The sequence below is a fragment of the Paenibacillus terrisolis genome (assembly GCF_056171975.1).
The window spans coordinates 39,933-56,277 of record NZ_JBKFGG010000044.1; the positions used below are offsets into that span (position 1 = coordinate 39,933).

Consider the following 16,345-nt stretch of genomic DNA (forward strand, 5'->3'; position numbering starts at 1 on the left):
TTAGGGGCCTGGGCGATCTTTTTTTCACCGTTAATCGGCGTATCCGGCAAGTCCTTTTTCCATCAAATAGTCCATTTCCAAATCAAGAATCGTCTCAATCGTCAATTCATCCAGTTTGACATCGGAACGGCTGAGCACGTAATCCACCAGTTCGTCGCTATCGATGTCCACTTCGTCCTTCGCGCCCTTATGCGCGTTGTTGATAAACGCCGCTTCATGCTTCAGTACGAGTTTAATGTCTGCCGGTTTTGCCTCGGAACGTCCGGCAATGTATTCGACAAGCTCTTGTTCGTTGATCTGTTCACTCATCGGTCATTCTCTCCTGCCTTCCTTTTTGATCCCTGATAAATATATATTTTGGTCCGGTACAGATCCCGGCATTCCACGACTTTTTCCGGCTTCCAGCCGGGGAGCGCAAAACACACGCTGATCACCCGAGCCTCCGGAGCAAGCCGTTCCCGGAAAACGGGTCCAAGACGCTTCATCGCGCCGGGATACAGGTAGCATACCACCCGGTCCACGTTCTCGTACGGATAATTGTACAGATTTCCCCGCAAAAATGCTACGTTCCAGCTGCGCCGCCAACCCGCGGCAAGGAGAGAAAAGAGCCAGGGTACGGGAGAATTTTCGATTCCCGTGATCCGCCATGCCGGATTCACTCTGGCCAGATGCAGTGCCAGCGTTCCCCATCCGGCTCCCGCCTCCACGATGTTGCTTCCGGCGCCGGACCGGTCAAGCCGTTTCATTTCGGCGGCCACTTCCCGCCGGACCAGGGCCGAAGCCGGCATGGGAGAAATTCCGTTCCGCCAGCTCTTATATACGATGGACAACATTCCCAGCAGAACGAAGACGGCAAGCAGGACCGGCAAAATAGGGTGGACAGCTTCGCGCATAAAAAGGAATCTCCTTGATAGTCAAAATGACGAGTCCCTATTATTCTATCAGAACCTTAAGAAGATGCCGAATTAGCCGATACGGACACACCGCCGGTCACAATCCAGTTTCCATCGCATTCGGCTTTGATCGTGCTCCGCTTCAAAATATACTCCGTCACAAGCTCCGCCATATCGATTTGAATTTCCTTGACGATCGGCTTCCCCCGATACATCTCATAATCTCCGCCCCCGCCGGCGCGATAATTGTTCATGACCACATCGAATTCCGCATCGTCTTCGATTGGAACTCCATTTCGGCTAAGCTTGGCAACCCGCCCTCCAAACGGCCTGGACACGTTCAGTTCGTATTCGATGCCCTCCCACATATCGTAGTTGTAATGCTGGGCTTTGGGCATCACATAAGCAGGGTTGACGCCAATCTCGCCGTTCTGTCCGATGACGAAATAAGCGGCCGTCTGCTCCAGCGCGGCCCGAATATCCCGCCCTTGGAGCCGCAGCACCGTCAGCGTATTCGGATACATGAAATTCGTCAGCACATCGCGCATCGTAACCGTGCCGTGAAATCCTTTGGATTCGTTGCTCAGCAGGGAGGCGTTGGAGATTCCCGCACCGGAGGCTTCCAGTTGCACCCGGTTCACAAATTCCATGAAGGAGTTGTCCTTCAACCGGCACTCGAGCGGACTGGCGATGGTCATATCTCCCTCAACCCTGCCGATCGGCTGGTCCAGCCAGTTCTGGGTTTCATCCTGTATCTCCCGGACCAGCTCCAGCACCTCCTTATCCGCGGCAATCGCATCGTCCGGCCGGAGAAGCTCCGCCTCTTTGCCGATAATTTCGCAGCCACCATCTTCCGTCCGCGTGAAGCTGACCGTGATTTTTCCGAGCGCTTGTCCGTTGCAGCCCGGCTGGATGACCGCCACCCCGTTTACCGAGCCTTCGATATAACGGTGCTGGTGGCCGGTAATAAGCACGTCGATCCCATCTACCTCTGTACACATGGCGTACCCCTGATTTTCCCCCGTCAAACGTTCCTCAGGTTCACCCGTCCGCAAATCCCGCTCAAAGCCCCCATGATAAGCGACAACCATCAGATCGGGCTTTTCCTCTTCCCGAATGCGCGGAACCCAGGCCTTTACGGTTTGCAGCGCGTCATGGAACTGCAGACTCGCGATATGGCGCGGATTCTCCCAATGCGGAATGTAGTGCGTGGTCACGCCCAGAATGGCCACTTTTAGCCCATTATCCGTTATGATCACGATATAAGGCTTACCAAAAACCGGCTGCCCTGTTTTTTCATCCGCGATCCCCGCCGAAAGCCAGGGAAATTGGGAATTCTCCACGGCTCCGCGAAGCGTGCTCATACCGTAGTTGAACTCATGGTTTCCCGGCACAGCTGCACGGTACCCCAATTTATTAAGCACCCGGACCGCGGGATGCGTCCCTTGGCTATGTTTAACAAAATAAGAGCAAAGCGGCGTGCCTTGAATCAGATCGCCGTTATCCACCAGTATCAGTCCCGGCTTCGCCTGCCGTTCTTTACGGATGATCGCGGCTAGCTTGGCGAGTCCAAGGCTGATTTCGTCGCGGCTTCGATAATCCGTCGGGTAAATATAGCCGTGAATGTCGCTCGTCACCAGAATCTCGCAAGTCTCCAAACTATTTTTCATATGCAGGGTCCTCTCTCCATGTTATCATGAAAATCGATTCCTTTATTTTCCTATTATTTTCGAAACCTCCTTCCATTCTAGCAGATGAAATGATATTTTATATTACAAAGCAGAAAGAATGTGAACATTTACAAAACACATTGACTTCCATAACTCCCAGTTAACAATTCTTTCTTATAGTAAGTGAGTAACGAAAAAAAAGATTGATGTGGAGGTCATAGGTTTGAAGAAGATTACCAAACTCGTTTTACCTTTGTTTTTGACGTTTTCCGTGATTATGAGCGGCTGCGGCAACAACAACTCGGCAAATTCGGCCAACAACGCATCCGCAGCAAACAACAGTGCAAATAACAGCGCGACGGAAACCAATGCCGGAAGCAATGCCGCCGAGAATACCGCTGCTGACACCGGATATGTACCAGAAACCTTGACTGTTCAATTCGTACCATCGCAAAACGCAGACACCCTCGAAGCAAAAGCTAAACCTCTTGAAAAACTTCTCTCTGACCGACTTGGCGTTCCTGTTAAAGTCAGCGTTTCGACAGACTACAATACGATCATTGAAGCTATGGCATCCAAACAAGTGGATGTAGGGTTCCTTCCGCCAACTGCTTATGTACTGGCAAAAGACAAAGGAGCCGCTGATGTTATCCTGCAAGCGCAACGTTTCGGCGTTCAAGATGACACAGGCGCACCTACAGATGAACTGGTTGATTTCTATAAAGCTATGATTATCGTGAAAAAGGATTCACCGATTAAAACGGTAGAAGATCTCAAAGGCAAGAAGATCGCTTACCAAAACGTAACTTCTTCCGCCGGTTATGTATGGCCAGCAGCCTTGCTGATGGACCATGGTCTTGATCCGTTGAAAGACGTTGAGCCGATTACGGTCAAAGGTCATGACCAAGGCGTTATCGCCGTGCTGAACGGTGACGTGGACGCAGCCGCTATTTTCCAAGATGCCCGTAACACGGTAATCAAAGATTATCCGACTGTATTTGACGATACTCGCGCACTTGCCTTTACGGAGCCTATCCCGAACGATACGATTTCTGTCCGTTCCGACATGAGCCCGGAATGGGTACAAAAATTGAAAGACGCTTTTATCGATATCGGTAAGGATGAAGAAGGTCACAAAATTATCGCCGACATCTACACTCATGAAGGTTATGTAGAATCCGACGACAGCAAATTCGCCATCGTTCGCGAATACAACGAAAAAGTTAAAACCGAATAGTTCGGAACATTCGAATATCGGCATGAAATGATGCAAGCCAGTCGGAGTGCCTAGGCACTGTGACTGGCTATGCCTTTTTTACGATAAACTCTCAAAAAGGATGATTCGTACGTGATAGAACTCCGCAATGTATCCAAAACGTACCCGAACGGGACCAAAGGGCTGAATCAAATCAATCTGAAGATCGACAAAGGGGAATTTGTGGCGATCGTCGGGTTGTCCGGAGCGGGCAAATCGACGCTGCTGCGTTCCATGAACCGGCTGCACGACATTTCCGAGGGAGATATTCTGATTGAAGGGAAATCCATCACCAAAGCCTCCGGGAAAGAATTGCGCACCATTCGCCGGGACATCGGCATGATTTTCCAGAGCTTTAACCTGGTCAAGCGTTCCTCCGTGCTCCGCAATGTGCTGGCCGGCCGAGTGGGTTACCACTCCACGCTCCGCACGTTGTTCGGCATGTTTCCGAAAGAAGACCTTGAGCTCGCTTTTCAAGCGCTTGACCGGGTTAATATTGTGGAAAAAGCTTACGCAAGAGCCGACGAATTGTCCGGCGGACAGCAGCAGCGCGTTGCGATTGCCCGGGTGCTGGCCCAGGAAGCCAAAATCATTCTGGCCGACGAGCCCGTGGCTTCTTTGGACCCGCTCACGACGAAGCAAGTCATGGACGACCTGAAACGCATCAACATCGATCTGGATATCACGACGATCGTCAATCTCCACTTTGTTGATCTGGCCAGACAATACGCCACCCGGATCATAGGCCTGCGCGCCGGAGAAATCGTTTTTGACGGGCCGGTCTCGGAAGCAACGGACGAACGCTTCGCCGAAATTTACGGCCGCTCAATTGAGCAGGACGAGCTGCTAGAAAGACGTCCCGTGCTGGAGGCGCCTGTCCAATGAACTCGAATCTGGAACTGAACCGCCCCAAACCGCCCAGCAAGCTGAAGCACTATCTTACGGTTATCATCGTTCTTTTGTTGCTGTGGGGAAGCGCGGTAAATACGGAAGCCTCTTGGAGCAAACTGATTACCGGCGCTCCGAATATGCTTGATTTTCTGCGGGAGATGTTTCCGCCGAAATGGAGTTATTTCGATAATATCGTGGACGCGATGCTTGAAACGATCCGCATGGCCCTGATCGGAACGACCTTCGGCGCGATTCTTGCCGTCCCTTTTGCGCTGCTGTGCGCGAGCAATTTAAGCCGGAGCGTCTGGATCTACCAGCCGGTGCGGTTTATTTTGAACTTGATTCGTACGATTCCCGACCTGCTGCTGGCCGCCATCTTCGTCGCCATTTTTGGCCTTGGTCCGCTGCCCGGGATTCTCGCGCTCACGATTTTTTCGCTTGGCTTGATCGGCAAATTGACTTACGAATCGCTTGAGACCATCGATCATGGACCGCTTGAAGCGATGACATCCGTTGGTGCTACCTCGCTGCAAAGGATTATTTTCGGCGTTGTTCCGCAGATTCAGGCTTATTTTATCTCTTATGTGCTTTACGCCTTTGAAATCAACGTTCGGGCGGCAGCCGTTCTTGGCCTGGTAGGGGCCGGGGGGATCGGTCTCTATTACGACAAAACTTTGGGCCTGCTTGAATACGACAAAACGTGCACCATCATTTTGTTCACGTTGGCCGTTGTCCTCATTATCGATTATGCGAGCTCTAAGCTGCGGGAGAAATTATTATGACGAATCCATGGTATGAGAAAGTCCAAAAACCGAAAAAAAATCCCTACCGTTGGTTGATATATGTTTTGTTAATACTCATCTATGTTTGGGCCTTTTACGGAATCCAGTTTGATGGCATCAAAGAAACCGCGGGAAAAATTACGAGAGCGATTTTTGCCGGACTGTTCTCACCGGATTGGGGATATGTTTATCTGCCGGATGGAGAGGATTTGCTCAGGGGACTTCTCGAAACGTTGGCTATCTCCGTGTTGGGGACGTTCGTTTCCGCCCTGCTCTGTATCCCGTTCGCCTTCTGGGCTTCCTCTAATATGAGCCGCTTTAAGACGGTCTCAGGGACGGGCAAAGTTGTACTGAGCATCGTTCGCACGATCCCGGAAATCGTGATGGCCATTATATTCATCAAAGCCGTTGGTCCAAACGCCTTTGCGGGCGTACTAGCGCTTGGCGTGCATTCCGTCGGGATGCTGGGCAAGCTGTTCGCCGAGGAAATTGAAAACATGGACAAGGGCCCCACCGAAGCTCTCGTCGCATCAGGCGCAAACCGCTTGCAAACGCTGTGGTTTGCCGTGATTCCGCAAGTGCTTCCCGGCTTTTTATCCTATACGCTCTATCGCTTCGAGATCAATCTTCGGTCTGCAACCATCCTTGGGATCATTGGGGCCGGAGGGATCGGGACTCCGCTCATCTTCGCCTTAAGTTCCCGCAACTGGGACCGTGTCGGGATCATTCTGCTGGGGATTATCGTGATGATCACCATCCTCGACGTTATCTCGGGAAAACTGCGCAAAAGATTGGTGTAAAGTTGATTGGCCGGAACGGCAAAAACCTCCATCGCCGCGGTTCAAGCGGAAATGGAGGTTTTTTGCAGCTTTGCCGGGCAATAAACTCAGACTGCCGCTCCCGCAGCCAACAGTTCCTTAATGTGGCTCTCGATGTGGGAAGGTTCTTCGGCCGGCGCAAACCGTTTGATCACCTTGCCATTTTGATCGACGAGGAACTTCGTAAAATTCCATTTGATCAGCTTGGAGCCAAGCACTCCAGGTGCTTCTTTCGTAAGGTGCTGGAACAGCGGATGCGCGTTTTTGCCGTTGACGTCGATCTTGGAGTACAGCGGGAATGAAACTCCGAAATTCAGTTCGCACGCCTGTGCGACTTCTTCGTCCGTTCCCAGTTCCTGGTTGGCGAATTGGCTGCTGGGGAAGCCCAGCACGGCAAACCCTTGATCCTCGTAGGTATCGTGCAGCTGCTGAAGCCCTTTGAATTGCGGAGCAAACCCGCATTTGGTCGCCGTATTGACGATCAACAGAACTTTACCGCGGTAAGGCTCGAGCGTTTGCTGCTCGCCTTTGATGGTTTTTACTTCAATATCGTACAATGACATGAAATACCGCCTCCCTAAATATTAATCAATATGATATAATTAAATTGTATACAATTAATTGTACGGCGTCAAATGGATATAAACGGCTTTGACGAGCAAAATAGGTGAATGCTATAATAAGCAAATTCATTGCACCCAATGAAATGGCAGGTGAACGATTATGCAAAATAATGAGTGGCTTAAGCTGGACAATCAGCTGTGCTTTGCGTTTTATACGTGTTCCAGGGAAATTACGAAGCTGTACCGCCCCATTTTGTCCGAACTGGGACTTACTTATACCCAATACATCACCTTACTGGTGTTGTGGGAGCAGGACGGCATTACCGTCAAAGAACTGGGCTCCCGGCTGTTTCTCGATTCCGGAACCTTAACGCCCCTGCTCAAAAAGCTTGAAGCCATGGGCCTGGTTACAAGAACGCGAGATAAAGCCGATGAGCGTAACGTCAACATTAAGCTGACGGAGCAAGGCCGGACTCTGGAGGAGCAGGCTGCCGACATCCCATTCAGATTATATGAAAACACCGGGGTTACCGAAGGCGATGTGCTGGCGATGCGGGAGCAAATCAATTCGTTTATTCAAAAAATCGGTTCGGCGGATTCGCCGTCGAATTAATGCTAGCGAGCTGAATAAGTTAAGCCGAATCCTCCATAATAGGGGAGTAGACCACCTAAGGAATGGAGGATCTGTGATGTTGGATAACCTCGAAAGCAACTATGACTGCGCCCATGCGGGAGAGGATTTGCATAACCTTAAGCAGGAACTTGCTTCGCTTCGCGGATTAGGCGCCGAGGACGATGAGACACAGCAAAAAATCAACCGGCTGGAGAATCAAATCTCCTTTATTATGAACAAATGCGACATTCACCATTAGCTTGAAAAGGTCAAAACCCCCTTCTGCCAAAACGGCAAAGGGGGTTTTGACGCTTTGGATGCTAGGCCGGCATCATTTACGGACCGCAAACTTTGCGGGAAATTGCTTAATGATGCCCTCCGCCAAAACATCCGCCAGCTTAATGATATGCTCTACCCCATGATCATACGCGGCAACGTCGGCGTTCCGGCTGTACCTCAGGGCCATTTGACGCCGCACTCGAACTCACGGGCAGCCAGCCGATCGCCAAGGAACAAACACAGCATCGTAATTGTGCATAAACGACCTTTCATTTCACCTTCTCCTTTGTCTGACTGAATGGAAACGGACCGTCATATTATTACTTTTTTTACATATATTCCGTCCTTCCGGAAACAAGAAGGACTTTCATTCGTCCGCTCTTGCTGGCTGACCGCCGAAAACTGTGATAAGCTGTCCCTGTTTGGATCTCTGCCCGGCAATAATTATACTTACATAATCCTCAGGAGGCCCTTGGACTTGAACGAACATTCGCAAACAGATACAGCCGCCGAACGAACCGGAACCCCCTCGGCTAAGCGGAATTATTCCCTGCAGCTCGCTACCGTATTTATCGGATTTCTGGTCTTCGGCTTCTCGGAAAATATCAAAGGGCCCGCCATGCCGCGCATTCAGACCGATTTCGGCCTAACCGAAATGCAGCTTGGCACGCTTCTTTCCCTGAACTCCTTGGGATATTTGCTCGCTTGTTCCTTTACGGCGTATCTCATCCGCAAATGGGGAGCCAAGCTGGTGACTCTGCTCGCCTTCGGGGCCATGGCGGCCTCCGGCGTGCTTATTTTTCTATCGCGGAATTATCCGGCGCTATCCGGCTCTTACTTCTTTATGTACATTGGCAACGGCATGCTGGAGATTGCCCTTGCCGTATTGGCGGCACGTATTTTTGTTGGCAATACTGGAACCATGATGAACCTTTCCCATTTTTTCTACGGACTCAGCTCGACCGTAGCGCCGATGATCGCCTCCGGATTAATGACCGTGACGATCGGCGGGCATGTGCTGGACTGGCGCGGCATGTATCTGCTGATGTTGTCCCTGTCCGTCATCCCAATGATTCCTACGTTCCTGGGACACTTTCCGAAACAGGAGGAGCATCACGAAACGCGGATACCTTTGACCCGGTTGGTTCGCGATCCGGCGATATGGCTCGTAGTCCTCATTTTATCGTTTGGCGTTATTTCGGAGCTTGCGGTTGGCGGATGGCTGGTTAACTTTTTGGAGAAGGCCTATCATTGGGAAGCCTCCAGCGCTTCGGGCATGCTGTCTGCCTTCTTCCTTATGTTTACCTTTTCCCGGCTGTTCCTTGGCCCGGTCACGGACAAAATCGGCTTCACCTTATCGCTGATTCTATTTTCGGGATTCTCCGGCATCTGCACATTTGCGGCGATCTGGGCCGGTGAACCCGGGGCTGTGTTATTCGCGGCGGCCGGCATAGGAATCGCTCCCGTTTATCCGACCGTGATGGCCCTGATCGCCAAGAAATACCGCTCTGCCAGCGACACCGCGATTACGTTTATCGTTACCCTCATGGGGGTCGGGAGCGTCATTGGCAACTACCTGATCGGGGCGATTATTGACGGCATCAAACGGTGGTTTACCGCGGGAGAGGGCACCGAGGTCGGCTTGCTGCGCGGACTGCAGGCCGGGTATGCCTTTATCGGACTGTGCGCGCTGCTTTGTTCTTTGGCCAGCTTGTGCTTGTACCGGTATTTAAAGAAAAGAAACGCGTTGCTTTGACGGGTTGTCCGGCTGTGGCGGCGGCTATGGGAGCATCGATGGCAACGGAGAGAGCAACGTGGACGACAGCAGTGATGGCAACGGCGATGAACGGCGGCACTCCTCCGTTCCGGCTAACTAATGCCCCATTACAGGTTGTATCCACTGCTTCCCGGCTTTGTCGGATTCGAAAGAATCCCCAGCGTGGCCAGCAAGCCCAATGCGACATCGGCGATCGTCAAAATTTCCTGCTTCATCATATCCGTAAGTTCAAAGCCGCCGGTGACCTGACCGATTAACTGCACCAGTAAAAGTACCTGCGAAACGACACTGACCCATAACCCGTAATTTTTAAAGCGCTGCTTCTTAAGCATCGGCAATTCCTCCCCGAAATAGATTGGTACAACTAGTCTATTCGCGAACGGGTCAAAACTTGCCCGGTTTGTACTGACTTGATCAGTCAACACGGTCTAATTTCGGGCCTGACCCAAGCTAACGAATCTGAGCAGCGTTATTTTGGTTTTTTCCACACTGTCTCCCAGCTAACGGACTCAGATGAGCTTATTTGAAGCTTAAGCGGACTTTCTGCAGTAAAAACGGGCAAATAACGTCACTGGAGTCCGTTAGATGTACTAAATCGCCAAATTTACTGAAATAGCGCTTCCTGAGTCCGTTAGAGCGGGGGCGCGCTTTCAGATGGCGGAGCGGAGGTCGCTGAACCAGGTCGGGGGTCGGGGAATCAGGGGGGGCTGTCCGGGGTGACGAAATCGGGGCGCCGGAGCCGGCATGGCTGAAGTGGAATCGCTGAACTGGGGCGGCGAGCCAGGAAGTGAACGGGAAGGCTGTCCAGGAATGACGGAGCCGGGATGCGTCCGCAGAGTAAAAAAAACAGCCCTAGCGAAATCCTCGCAAGGGCTGTTTAATGTTTGAAGCCGGTTGATATTGCCGCCGCAACAACCGGCTTTATTGTCCGACGATCCGCTGATACGTCGCCTTATCGGACACGATATAAAGGCGAGCCTCTGCCGGGATCGGATGATCCAGCTTGCGGTTGATGCCAAGGTCGCTGCGGTCGGCGAGCAGGGTTGCGCCTTGCTGGAGCAGGTCCTGAAACGCGTCACGATATGTTTTCCATCCGCTTCTCGCCGGGACCTCATAAATATCATCGCCTTCCTGGCGGCTCAGCAGTTGGCGAATGAGCTCAGAATTCCCTTCCTGCAGCGCGGAGCGCACTGCCAGGCGGGATATTGCATCATAGGACAGAACGAATTCATTAACCTGAACGTACCGGAAATTCTGAATGTTTTTTTCCTGTGTAATTTCTACGGTTGTATGTACATGCGGCGCCAGACGCTCAATGCTGGAGACGATCAGCAACGACTTACCGTCGATCAGCGATGTTTCTTCAATGCGCGCATCCGCAAAAATAATCGCCGCCTTCGCCCGGGAAATATTCGCCATCTCTAAAATTTCATCCGAAGCCGGTTCGCCGCTCACGAAATGTACCTGATGCAAATGCTCCAGTGGATGACGGCCCGATTCGTCGATGATTACGATTTGGGCATTCGGCGAATAGGCCAATATCTCCTCCACCGCTGCCGCCGCTTTTTTGTTCCAATTAATCAGAACAATATGATTTTCGCCCCGAAAGCTCAATGCTCCCGCCCCTCTCTGCCTTTGAAGCGTGCCGATCGAATCGATCACTTTGCCGATCACCAAGCTGAGCAGACCGATTCCGAAGATATACAGGAAAATCGTGAACGCTTTTCCCACGACGGTATGCGCAAAATAATCTCCGTAACCCACAGTAGCCATGGTTGTCATTACCCAATAGAACGCGTTAAACCAGCTAATGAAAGTGGACGGCTCCAGCAAATAAGCGATCGTAGCGCTCAGGATAACAAAGCCAAGGATCATTGAAGCGATGGAGGTTTTGCGCAAACGCATCATTTTGGTGGTGATTCTCAGCAAAAAATGCACATGCCCGCCCCTTCCCCAAGGTTCTTTAAATGATGAGGCTGCTTATGGCAAAAGACATTCCGATAAATACCATGCATAACAAGATCCCGACGGCCGTATTGCCCTGCTTCAAATGATCGGAGATTTTGATGCCGGGCGTTACCAGTTCGAATATCCAATAAGATGCTATGAGACAGACGTAGCCGACGGCAAACCATAACATCATATGCCATATGGACGTGTTCGTGTATGCCGAAACCCCGATGATAATAGCCGTGCCGAGAAATTTCCCGCCAAAAGCCAGCGCAACCGCCGTATTGCCTTTCTTAAGCTCCTCCATATCATTGAAAGGCGTCATCCAGCTGAAAATCAACATCCCCAGCAGCTGCAGCAGAATAATGACAATGACGCTCACCGCAATATTAACCACTATCGTCATTTGGCCCACCCCCGAAATTTAGCGTAAGTCGAATCATAATCGGCAAAATCATGCACTTCCTCCAGCACGATGTTGGCCTTTTTCTGTTTGAACATCGCTGTATACCGCGCATCGTCAATCGGCTGTTTCACTCGGTTTCCGGTCGGCAGCTCAATCACGGCAAAATTTCTTGATTTGCCTTGGTATTCCGTTTTATATACGCCGACCAAATCCACTTCGGTCGTTACGGAAACCTTCAGTTCGGAAAGATCCTTATCGGCCGTTGCCTGATCGCCGTAGGATTTTATCGTGCTCCAGGCAGACAAGCGAATATCGTTCTTCTGATTCGCATCGGTGGTCAGTTCGGCATCCATGAATTGGAGCACCCAAATATGCTGCCCGGTCGCATAGTTTCCGTCGTTCGGCAGCAGTTCGTTGTCCGGCAGGATCGTCATGTCGCTGCCCACCAAATCGCCGACGGTCGTCTCCACAACCCGGTAATCCCAAGGCACTCTAGCCGTAGAATCCGTCGATTCAGCGCTCGGATTGGTGCTGAAGACGCTATTTTGATTCGAACAGGCACCAAGCACAAGCATCAGCACGCCCGCCAAAGCCAGCCACAGAAACCGTCTGGTCATCCGATTCCCCGTCATTCTCCGGTCAGCCTCCGTCTCTTTTTCTCGGTAAACATTCATTTATTTCACTCCCAACGCGATAAAATGACTGGCATTCCCCGTGATCGGCCCGCCGGCCCGGCCAAGCAGCCCGCACGGCTCTCCGTTAATCATAAACATGCCCGTCAGCAGGTGAAGCTCCCCTTTGCTGGTTTCAATCTTGGCGAGCTCCGCTCTTTTTTGGTACACCGAAGGAAACAGCACACTGCTGTCAAAACCTTCATGATCCGCTATCTCCAACTGGCCCTCCGCATCAAACATACGCACCGAGCCGCCTTCCCGTCCAAACATCGATTTGGATACGAAGCTCCCCGAGAAGACCGGCTTGTTATAAGTCGGCAAAATATAGCGGGAAATCGCCTCTCGCTCTTCATCGTCAAACACGAGTCCAAGCTCGTAGAGTCCCCAAACGACGGCAAGCAGACCCTTGGACTGCAGCAAAATACTGTGCGGCCCATTGAACATAGTCAGCCGCCCGGTCTCCACCGCATAAGCCAAGGCCTCCCCGGCATCGTCCACCGCCATCCATTCCTTCGGATACAAGGCGAACATGCGCTCAATAGCGCGTCCGTCTTTGCTTTTCAGCACGCCTTCGTCCACCCACAGCTCCAGGCAATCCTCGAACTGGATATCCAGTCCGCTGTGCCGCACCAGCGCCTCGATGGTTCCGGAGTCCTCAAGATGTTCTCCATAGGCTACACATGCCGCGGTGTCCGGGCGCTCTTTGCCCCAAGCCGCCTTCACTTGCTCCGCCATCCCTTCATTGGAAGATGTTAAGCCGGCCTGCTTGAATACCCATGGCGTCGCGATCGATGCTTCCACGTAACCCGTAGGCGTATCCGCGTTCAGCTCAAGCAGCTTGATCGTTCCATCGCCCGCAACCGCAAAATCAAATCTCGCATACCGGCTGATGAACCCCTCCGGCGGAAGCGGAAGGATATCAAGCATATCCCATAGAACCGTCGGAATGCCGATAAGGGTGTACATATCATGCTTTAGATGCGCGTACCGTACCGCTTTGTCAAGAATCCGCCAGATCTTGGACGAAGCCTGCACGAGTTCGTCGTAAACGTCCCGGCGCATCAGGGCCATCTGATCGATCCAATACTCTTCATCCTCCAGATCGGCCCAGGTGAAACCCAGCTCATGCAGCTGTTTGACCCGTTCTTCCCGGAGAGGGTCTGGAGTTCCCGCAACTTCGAACACGCGGCCCGTCATCCTCCGAAAAATCCTTTGCTGGAACCCGATTTCGAACCGGAAATCGAGCTTTTGCTGGAGCCGGAACTCGACGATGAGCCCAGTCCGCTGGACTTGCCGCCGATACCTCCGGCTTTGGAGGATGTAGAACGTCTCGTAATCGACCCCGTCGATGAGGTCGAGGTCTTCGGCGCCACCACGGAACCGGCCACCCGCTTATTCTGGAACGTTTCGTTCGAATAAGTGCGAGGTTTGTAAGGCGTGCTCGTTCCCGAGTAGTAACCGCCATGACTGTCGTACCATCTCGCTGAGGAGTAGTTGGCTCCGCTGTTGAATAACAAATGATACAGCAGCAGGTCATCCCAGCCGAAGCCGGTACCATAACCGCCATAGTTGTTCACAACGGTTGTCCCGCCTGAAGCTCCTCCCGACTCCGAGCCACCCGAGCTGCCTGCCTGACCGTTGTCATCTTCATCGGAAGCAGGGAGCGGAATGCTCCAATCGATGTTTTTGTCAAAATACTGCTTCACTTCATCCGTCGACCATTCTACGAGCTTGGGTTCTTCTGTGGCAGCGCTGCTGCCGGCAGCCGAAGTCGCGGCCCCCGGAATCAGAAAAGCATTCGCGAGCAGCGCCAGACCGAGTGAGGTTGACAGTACGCGAACCGGCTTGCCTTCCGGCGTAAACAGCTTGGATGCCAAGGATTCTTTAGATTTTTCTTCTTGTGCCAAAACGGATTCCTCCTTTCGGAACTTTCCTTATTCGTGCCGAACCGGAACGAGCAGAAGCTCCAATTTGCCCTCGTCCACATTTAATCTGCCTTCCACCGTTTCATACTCGCGTGTGCCGACGATAAGGTAGTTCACATGCTCCAGGGCCGCGATCATATTGGCGCTCCAACTGCGCTCCTCGATCTGCCGCACTTCGCCGTCCGGCATTTTTTCGAACAAAATAACGCTCATGTTATTTTCCAATGGGTCTCCATCCTTTCCGATTGAACACTATCTAATGATACGCATCGGCTCACCGTTAGTTTCATGAAAGATTAGGAAGAAACCACCGGGGGCCTAAGCGCAGCACCGCGTCCGTAAATGGGAAACCTTCCCACCAAGCATACGATCTGCCGGTAGGAAAGGCAATGACAAAATACAAGCCTAGAGATGCCATTTACTGTACTGAAAACTAGATTGGGTGAGGGACTGAAGGGGCAGTTTGATCAACTAAACACTTATTTTCTCAATAGGGTCAATCCCTTTGCTCAGATCAAATGATCCACTCGATTAACAAAATCGGTTTGCTCAGACTGTCCGGTAACCTCCTTTTACCCGCCGACCTTTGACTTCTTCGGCACCAAGTTATTTCGTCTTATAGTGTTGTCCCAAGATTTGTATTATACTTAAATCTAAGACGAAGAACGTCCCGAACCGCCCTGGTTGAGCGGCTTGCGGGGCGTTTTTTATTTTGCGAAAGGATGTGGTTAGGTTGGAGTTTGAAAAAGCACATGAATCATTCATTGAGGAGCATCTTTCCAAAAGAGCGGGAGAACGCCGAGGAAGACTGGAGCGAGGGCATACCCATGCGGAGTCTTTGTTTCTCCGGAATGTCTGGTGGCCGATTCGTGGGAATTTTGACGATCTTCATCCCGAATACGAGATTTTGGACTGGCGCGGAAGATCTTATTTCGCCGATTTCGCCTGGCTGCCGGGACATACGCGGCTTTTCTTCGAAATCAAAGGCTTCGCCACCCATGTTCGGGACATGGACCGCCAGAAATACTGCAATGAACTGAATCGCGAGACCTTTCTGTATGCCACGGGAAGTAACGTTATTTCCTTTGCTTATGATGATATCGAGCAGCGCCCCGAGCTCAGCATCTCATTGTTGCGCATGGTACTGGGCAGGTTCCAGCCGGATCGTACGCCGGTTTCCCGGGGATTGCTCGCCGAAAAAGAAATCGTCCGGTTAACCCTACAACTAGCTCGACCTATACGACCGATCGATGTCGTCCGGCATTTTGAAGTTGACCATAAAACAGCCGTTCTGATGCTGCAAAAGCTGTGCGACAAGGGCTGGATGCGGCCTTCCCTGCGGGGAAATGGGGAGCGGATCGTCCGCTATGAGCTGGCTCACGGGGCGTTGGATTACTTTTACTAGAATTTTGGCGGAAAAAGAGTAAAAGAAAGCAGCTTGGCGCATCAGAATGAATGTTAGCGGGAAAAGCTCCCACTAAATTCAGCAATATTGCGAGTTTTCGCCTACTTAACTGGAAAAACTCATGCTAACTGGGACGTACAAGCAGGAATTCGGTCAAATCGCTTCATTTAGCTGGAGAATTTCCAGTTAGTTTCTTCTCCGGACTTAGTCGGGTCGAATTAGCGGGAGAATTTCCAGTTAATGCATTAGTTTACTCAGGAAAAAGATGAAGGCTTCCGCTAGGCTAGGACAACCCCGATTGAAAGGAGTGTTTGAGGATCTTAATTCGAGGCAGGATGTAATACGGGGCTTACTTGCACACAATTAGTTAAGATGAACGAAAGGCAGCCCCTGTTCGCACACCGTAGGTTAAAATGGAAGTGATAGACCACCATTTCAGAGCTA

General features: G+C 51.5%; 20 protein-coding genes. 8 read left to right on the forward strand and 12 right to left on the reverse strand.

Annotation, left to right across the window (positions count from 1 at the left end):
* Positions 1 to 30: 30 nt before the first annotated feature.
* Genes ACI48K_RS23580 through ACI48K_RS23590 form a run of 3 tightly spaced genes read right to left on the reverse strand, consistent with a single transcriptional unit; the run spans position 31 to position 2,563 of the window.
* Positions 31 to 309, reverse strand: coding sequence for a hypothetical protein (locus ACI48K_RS23580; protein WP_475030087.1), 279 nt, complete (start codon positions 307 to 309; stop codon positions 31 to 33).
* On the reverse strand, positions 306 to 893 hold the full coding sequence (locus tag ACI48K_RS23585; protein ID WP_475030088.1) for a class I SAM-dependent methyltransferase: 588 nt from the start codon (positions 891 to 893) through the stop codon (positions 306 to 308). The genes ACI48K_RS23580 and ACI48K_RS23585 overlap by 4 nt, the downstream gene beginning before the upstream one ends.
* 56 nt (positions 894 to 949) lie before the next feature.
* On the reverse strand, positions 950 to 2,563 hold the full coding sequence (locus ACI48K_RS23590) for a bifunctional metallophosphatase/5'-nucleotidase (protein WP_475030089.1): 1,614 nt from the start codon (positions 2,561 to 2,563) through the stop codon (positions 950 to 952).
* 223 nt (positions 2,564 to 2,786) lie between these two features.
* Between ACI48K_RS23590 and ACI48K_RS23595 the strand changes: the two genes are divergently transcribed.
* The 4 genes from ACI48K_RS23595 (at position 2,787) to phnE (ACI48K_RS23610) (ending at position 6,291) form a co-directional block, all read left to right on the forward strand.
* Positions 2,787 to 3,800 (forward strand): phosphate/phosphite/phosphonate ABC transporter substrate-binding protein, encoded by a 1,014-nt coding sequence (locus tag ACI48K_RS23595; RefSeq protein ID WP_475030090.1) that lies wholly within the window; start codon positions 2,787 to 2,789, stop codon positions 3,798 to 3,800.
* A gap of 111 nt (positions 3,801 to 3,911) precedes the next feature.
* A complete protein-coding gene (gene phnC / locus ACI48K_RS23600; RefSeq protein ID WP_475030091.1) occupies positions 3,912 to 4,703 on the forward strand; it encodes a phosphonate ABC transporter ATP-binding protein in 792 nt (263 codons plus the stop codon).
* Positions 4,700 to 5,491 (forward strand): phosphonate ABC transporter, permease protein PhnE, encoded by a 792-nt coding sequence (gene phnE / locus ACI48K_RS23605; RefSeq protein WP_475030092.1) that lies wholly within the window; start codon positions 4,700 to 4,702, stop codon positions 5,489 to 5,491. The genes phnC and phnE (ACI48K_RS23605) overlap by 4 nt, the downstream gene beginning before the upstream one ends.
* Positions 5,488 to 6,291 (forward strand): phosphonate ABC transporter, permease protein PhnE, encoded by an 804-nt coding sequence (gene phnE / locus ACI48K_RS23610; protein ID WP_475030093.1) that lies wholly within the window; start codon positions 5,488 to 5,490, stop codon positions 6,289 to 6,291. The genes phnE (ACI48K_RS23605) and phnE (ACI48K_RS23610) overlap by 4 nt, the downstream gene beginning before the upstream one ends.
* Before the next feature lie 86 nt (positions 6,292 to 6,377).
* Here the strand turns inward: phnE (ACI48K_RS23610) and ACI48K_RS23615 are convergent, their stop codons facing one another.
* Positions 6,378 to 6,872, reverse strand: a complete 495-nt coding sequence (locus ACI48K_RS23615; RefSeq protein WP_475030094.1) for a glutathione peroxidase — start codon at positions 6,870 to 6,872, stop codon at positions 6,378 to 6,380.
* 160 nt (positions 6,873 to 7,032) lie between these two features.
* On the opposite strand from ACI48K_RS23615, the gene ACI48K_RS23620 reads away from it, so the two are divergent.
* Both ACI48K_RS23620 and ACI48K_RS23625 read left to right on the forward strand, forming a co-directional pair.
* Positions 7,033 to 7,485, forward strand: a complete 453-nt coding sequence (locus ACI48K_RS23620; RefSeq protein WP_475030095.1) for a MarR family winged helix-turn-helix transcriptional regulator — start codon at positions 7,033 to 7,035, stop codon at positions 7,483 to 7,485.
* A gap of 76 nt (positions 7,486 to 7,561) precedes the next feature.
* On the forward strand, positions 7,562 to 7,744 hold the full coding sequence (locus ACI48K_RS23625; RefSeq protein WP_475030096.1) for a DUF2524 domain-containing protein: 183 nt from the start codon (positions 7,562 to 7,564) through the stop codon (positions 7,742 to 7,744).
* Between the two features lie 72 nt (positions 7,745 to 7,816).
* On the opposite strand, the gene ACI48K_RS23630 is transcribed toward ACI48K_RS23625, so the two are convergent.
* Positions 7,817 to 7,951: a hypothetical protein gene (locus ACI48K_RS23630; protein WP_475030097.1), complete on the reverse strand. Its 135-nt coding sequence runs from the start codon at positions 7,949 to 7,951 to the stop codon at positions 7,817 to 7,819.
* A gap of 363 nt (positions 7,952 to 8,314) precedes the next feature.
* Here ACI48K_RS23630 and ACI48K_RS23635 point away from each other — a divergent pair, with 363 nt between their 5' ends.
* Entirely contained in the window at positions 8,315 to 9,520 is a 1,206-nt protein-coding gene (locus ACI48K_RS23635; protein WP_475030105.1) for an MFS transporter, read from the forward strand.
* A 128-nt stretch (positions 9,521 to 9,648) separates the two neighbouring features.
* Here ACI48K_RS23635 and ACI48K_RS23640 read toward each other — a convergent pair whose 3' ends face one another.
* From ACI48K_RS23640 to ACI48K_RS23670, 7 genes are all read right to left on the reverse strand, one after another.
* Positions 9,649 to 9,873, reverse strand: coding sequence for a phage holin (locus ACI48K_RS23640; protein ID WP_475030098.1), 225 nt, complete (start codon positions 9,871 to 9,873; stop codon positions 9,649 to 9,651).
* Positions 9,874 to 10,462: 589 nt separating this feature from the next.
* Positions 10,463 to 11,479 (reverse strand): potassium channel family protein, encoded by a 1,017-nt coding sequence (locus ACI48K_RS23645; protein WP_475030099.1) that lies wholly within the window; start codon positions 11,477 to 11,479, stop codon positions 10,463 to 10,465.
* Positions 11,480 to 11,504: 25 nt separating this feature from the next.
* On the reverse strand, positions 11,505 to 11,897 hold the full coding sequence (locus ACI48K_RS23650; protein ID WP_475030100.1) for a DUF350 domain-containing protein: 393 nt from the start codon (positions 11,895 to 11,897) through the stop codon (positions 11,505 to 11,507).
* Positions 11,894 to 12,529 (reverse strand): signal peptide protein, encoded by a 636-nt coding sequence (locus ACI48K_RS23655; protein ID WP_475030106.1) that lies wholly within the window; start codon positions 12,527 to 12,529, stop codon positions 11,894 to 11,896. The genes ACI48K_RS23650 and ACI48K_RS23655 overlap by 4 nt, the downstream gene beginning before the upstream one ends.
* A gap of 42 nt (positions 12,530 to 12,571) precedes the next feature.
* Positions 12,572 to 13,768, reverse strand: a complete 1,197-nt coding sequence (locus ACI48K_RS23660) for a glutathionylspermidine synthase family protein (protein WP_475030101.1) — start codon at positions 13,766 to 13,768, stop codon at positions 12,572 to 12,574.
* Positions 13,765 to 14,478, reverse strand: coding sequence for a hypothetical protein (locus tag ACI48K_RS23665; protein ID WP_475030102.1), 714 nt, complete (start codon positions 14,476 to 14,478; stop codon positions 13,765 to 13,767). Before ACI48K_RS23665 ends, ACI48K_RS23660 begins: the two co-directional genes overlap by 4 nt.
* 27 nt (positions 14,479 to 14,505) lie before the next feature.
* Complete coding sequence (locus ACI48K_RS23670) at positions 14,506 to 14,721, reverse strand: hypothetical protein (protein WP_475030103.1); 216 nt, start codon at positions 14,719 to 14,721, stop codon at positions 14,506 to 14,508.
* A gap of 508 nt (positions 14,722 to 15,229) precedes the next feature.
* On the opposite strand from ACI48K_RS23670, the gene ACI48K_RS23675 reads away from it, so the two are divergent.
* Positions 15,230 to 15,901, forward strand: coding sequence for a hypothetical protein (locus tag ACI48K_RS23675; RefSeq protein ID WP_475030104.1), 672 nt, complete (start codon positions 15,230 to 15,232; stop codon positions 15,899 to 15,901).
* The last annotated feature ends 444 nt before the right edge of the window (positions 15,902 to 16,345 follow it).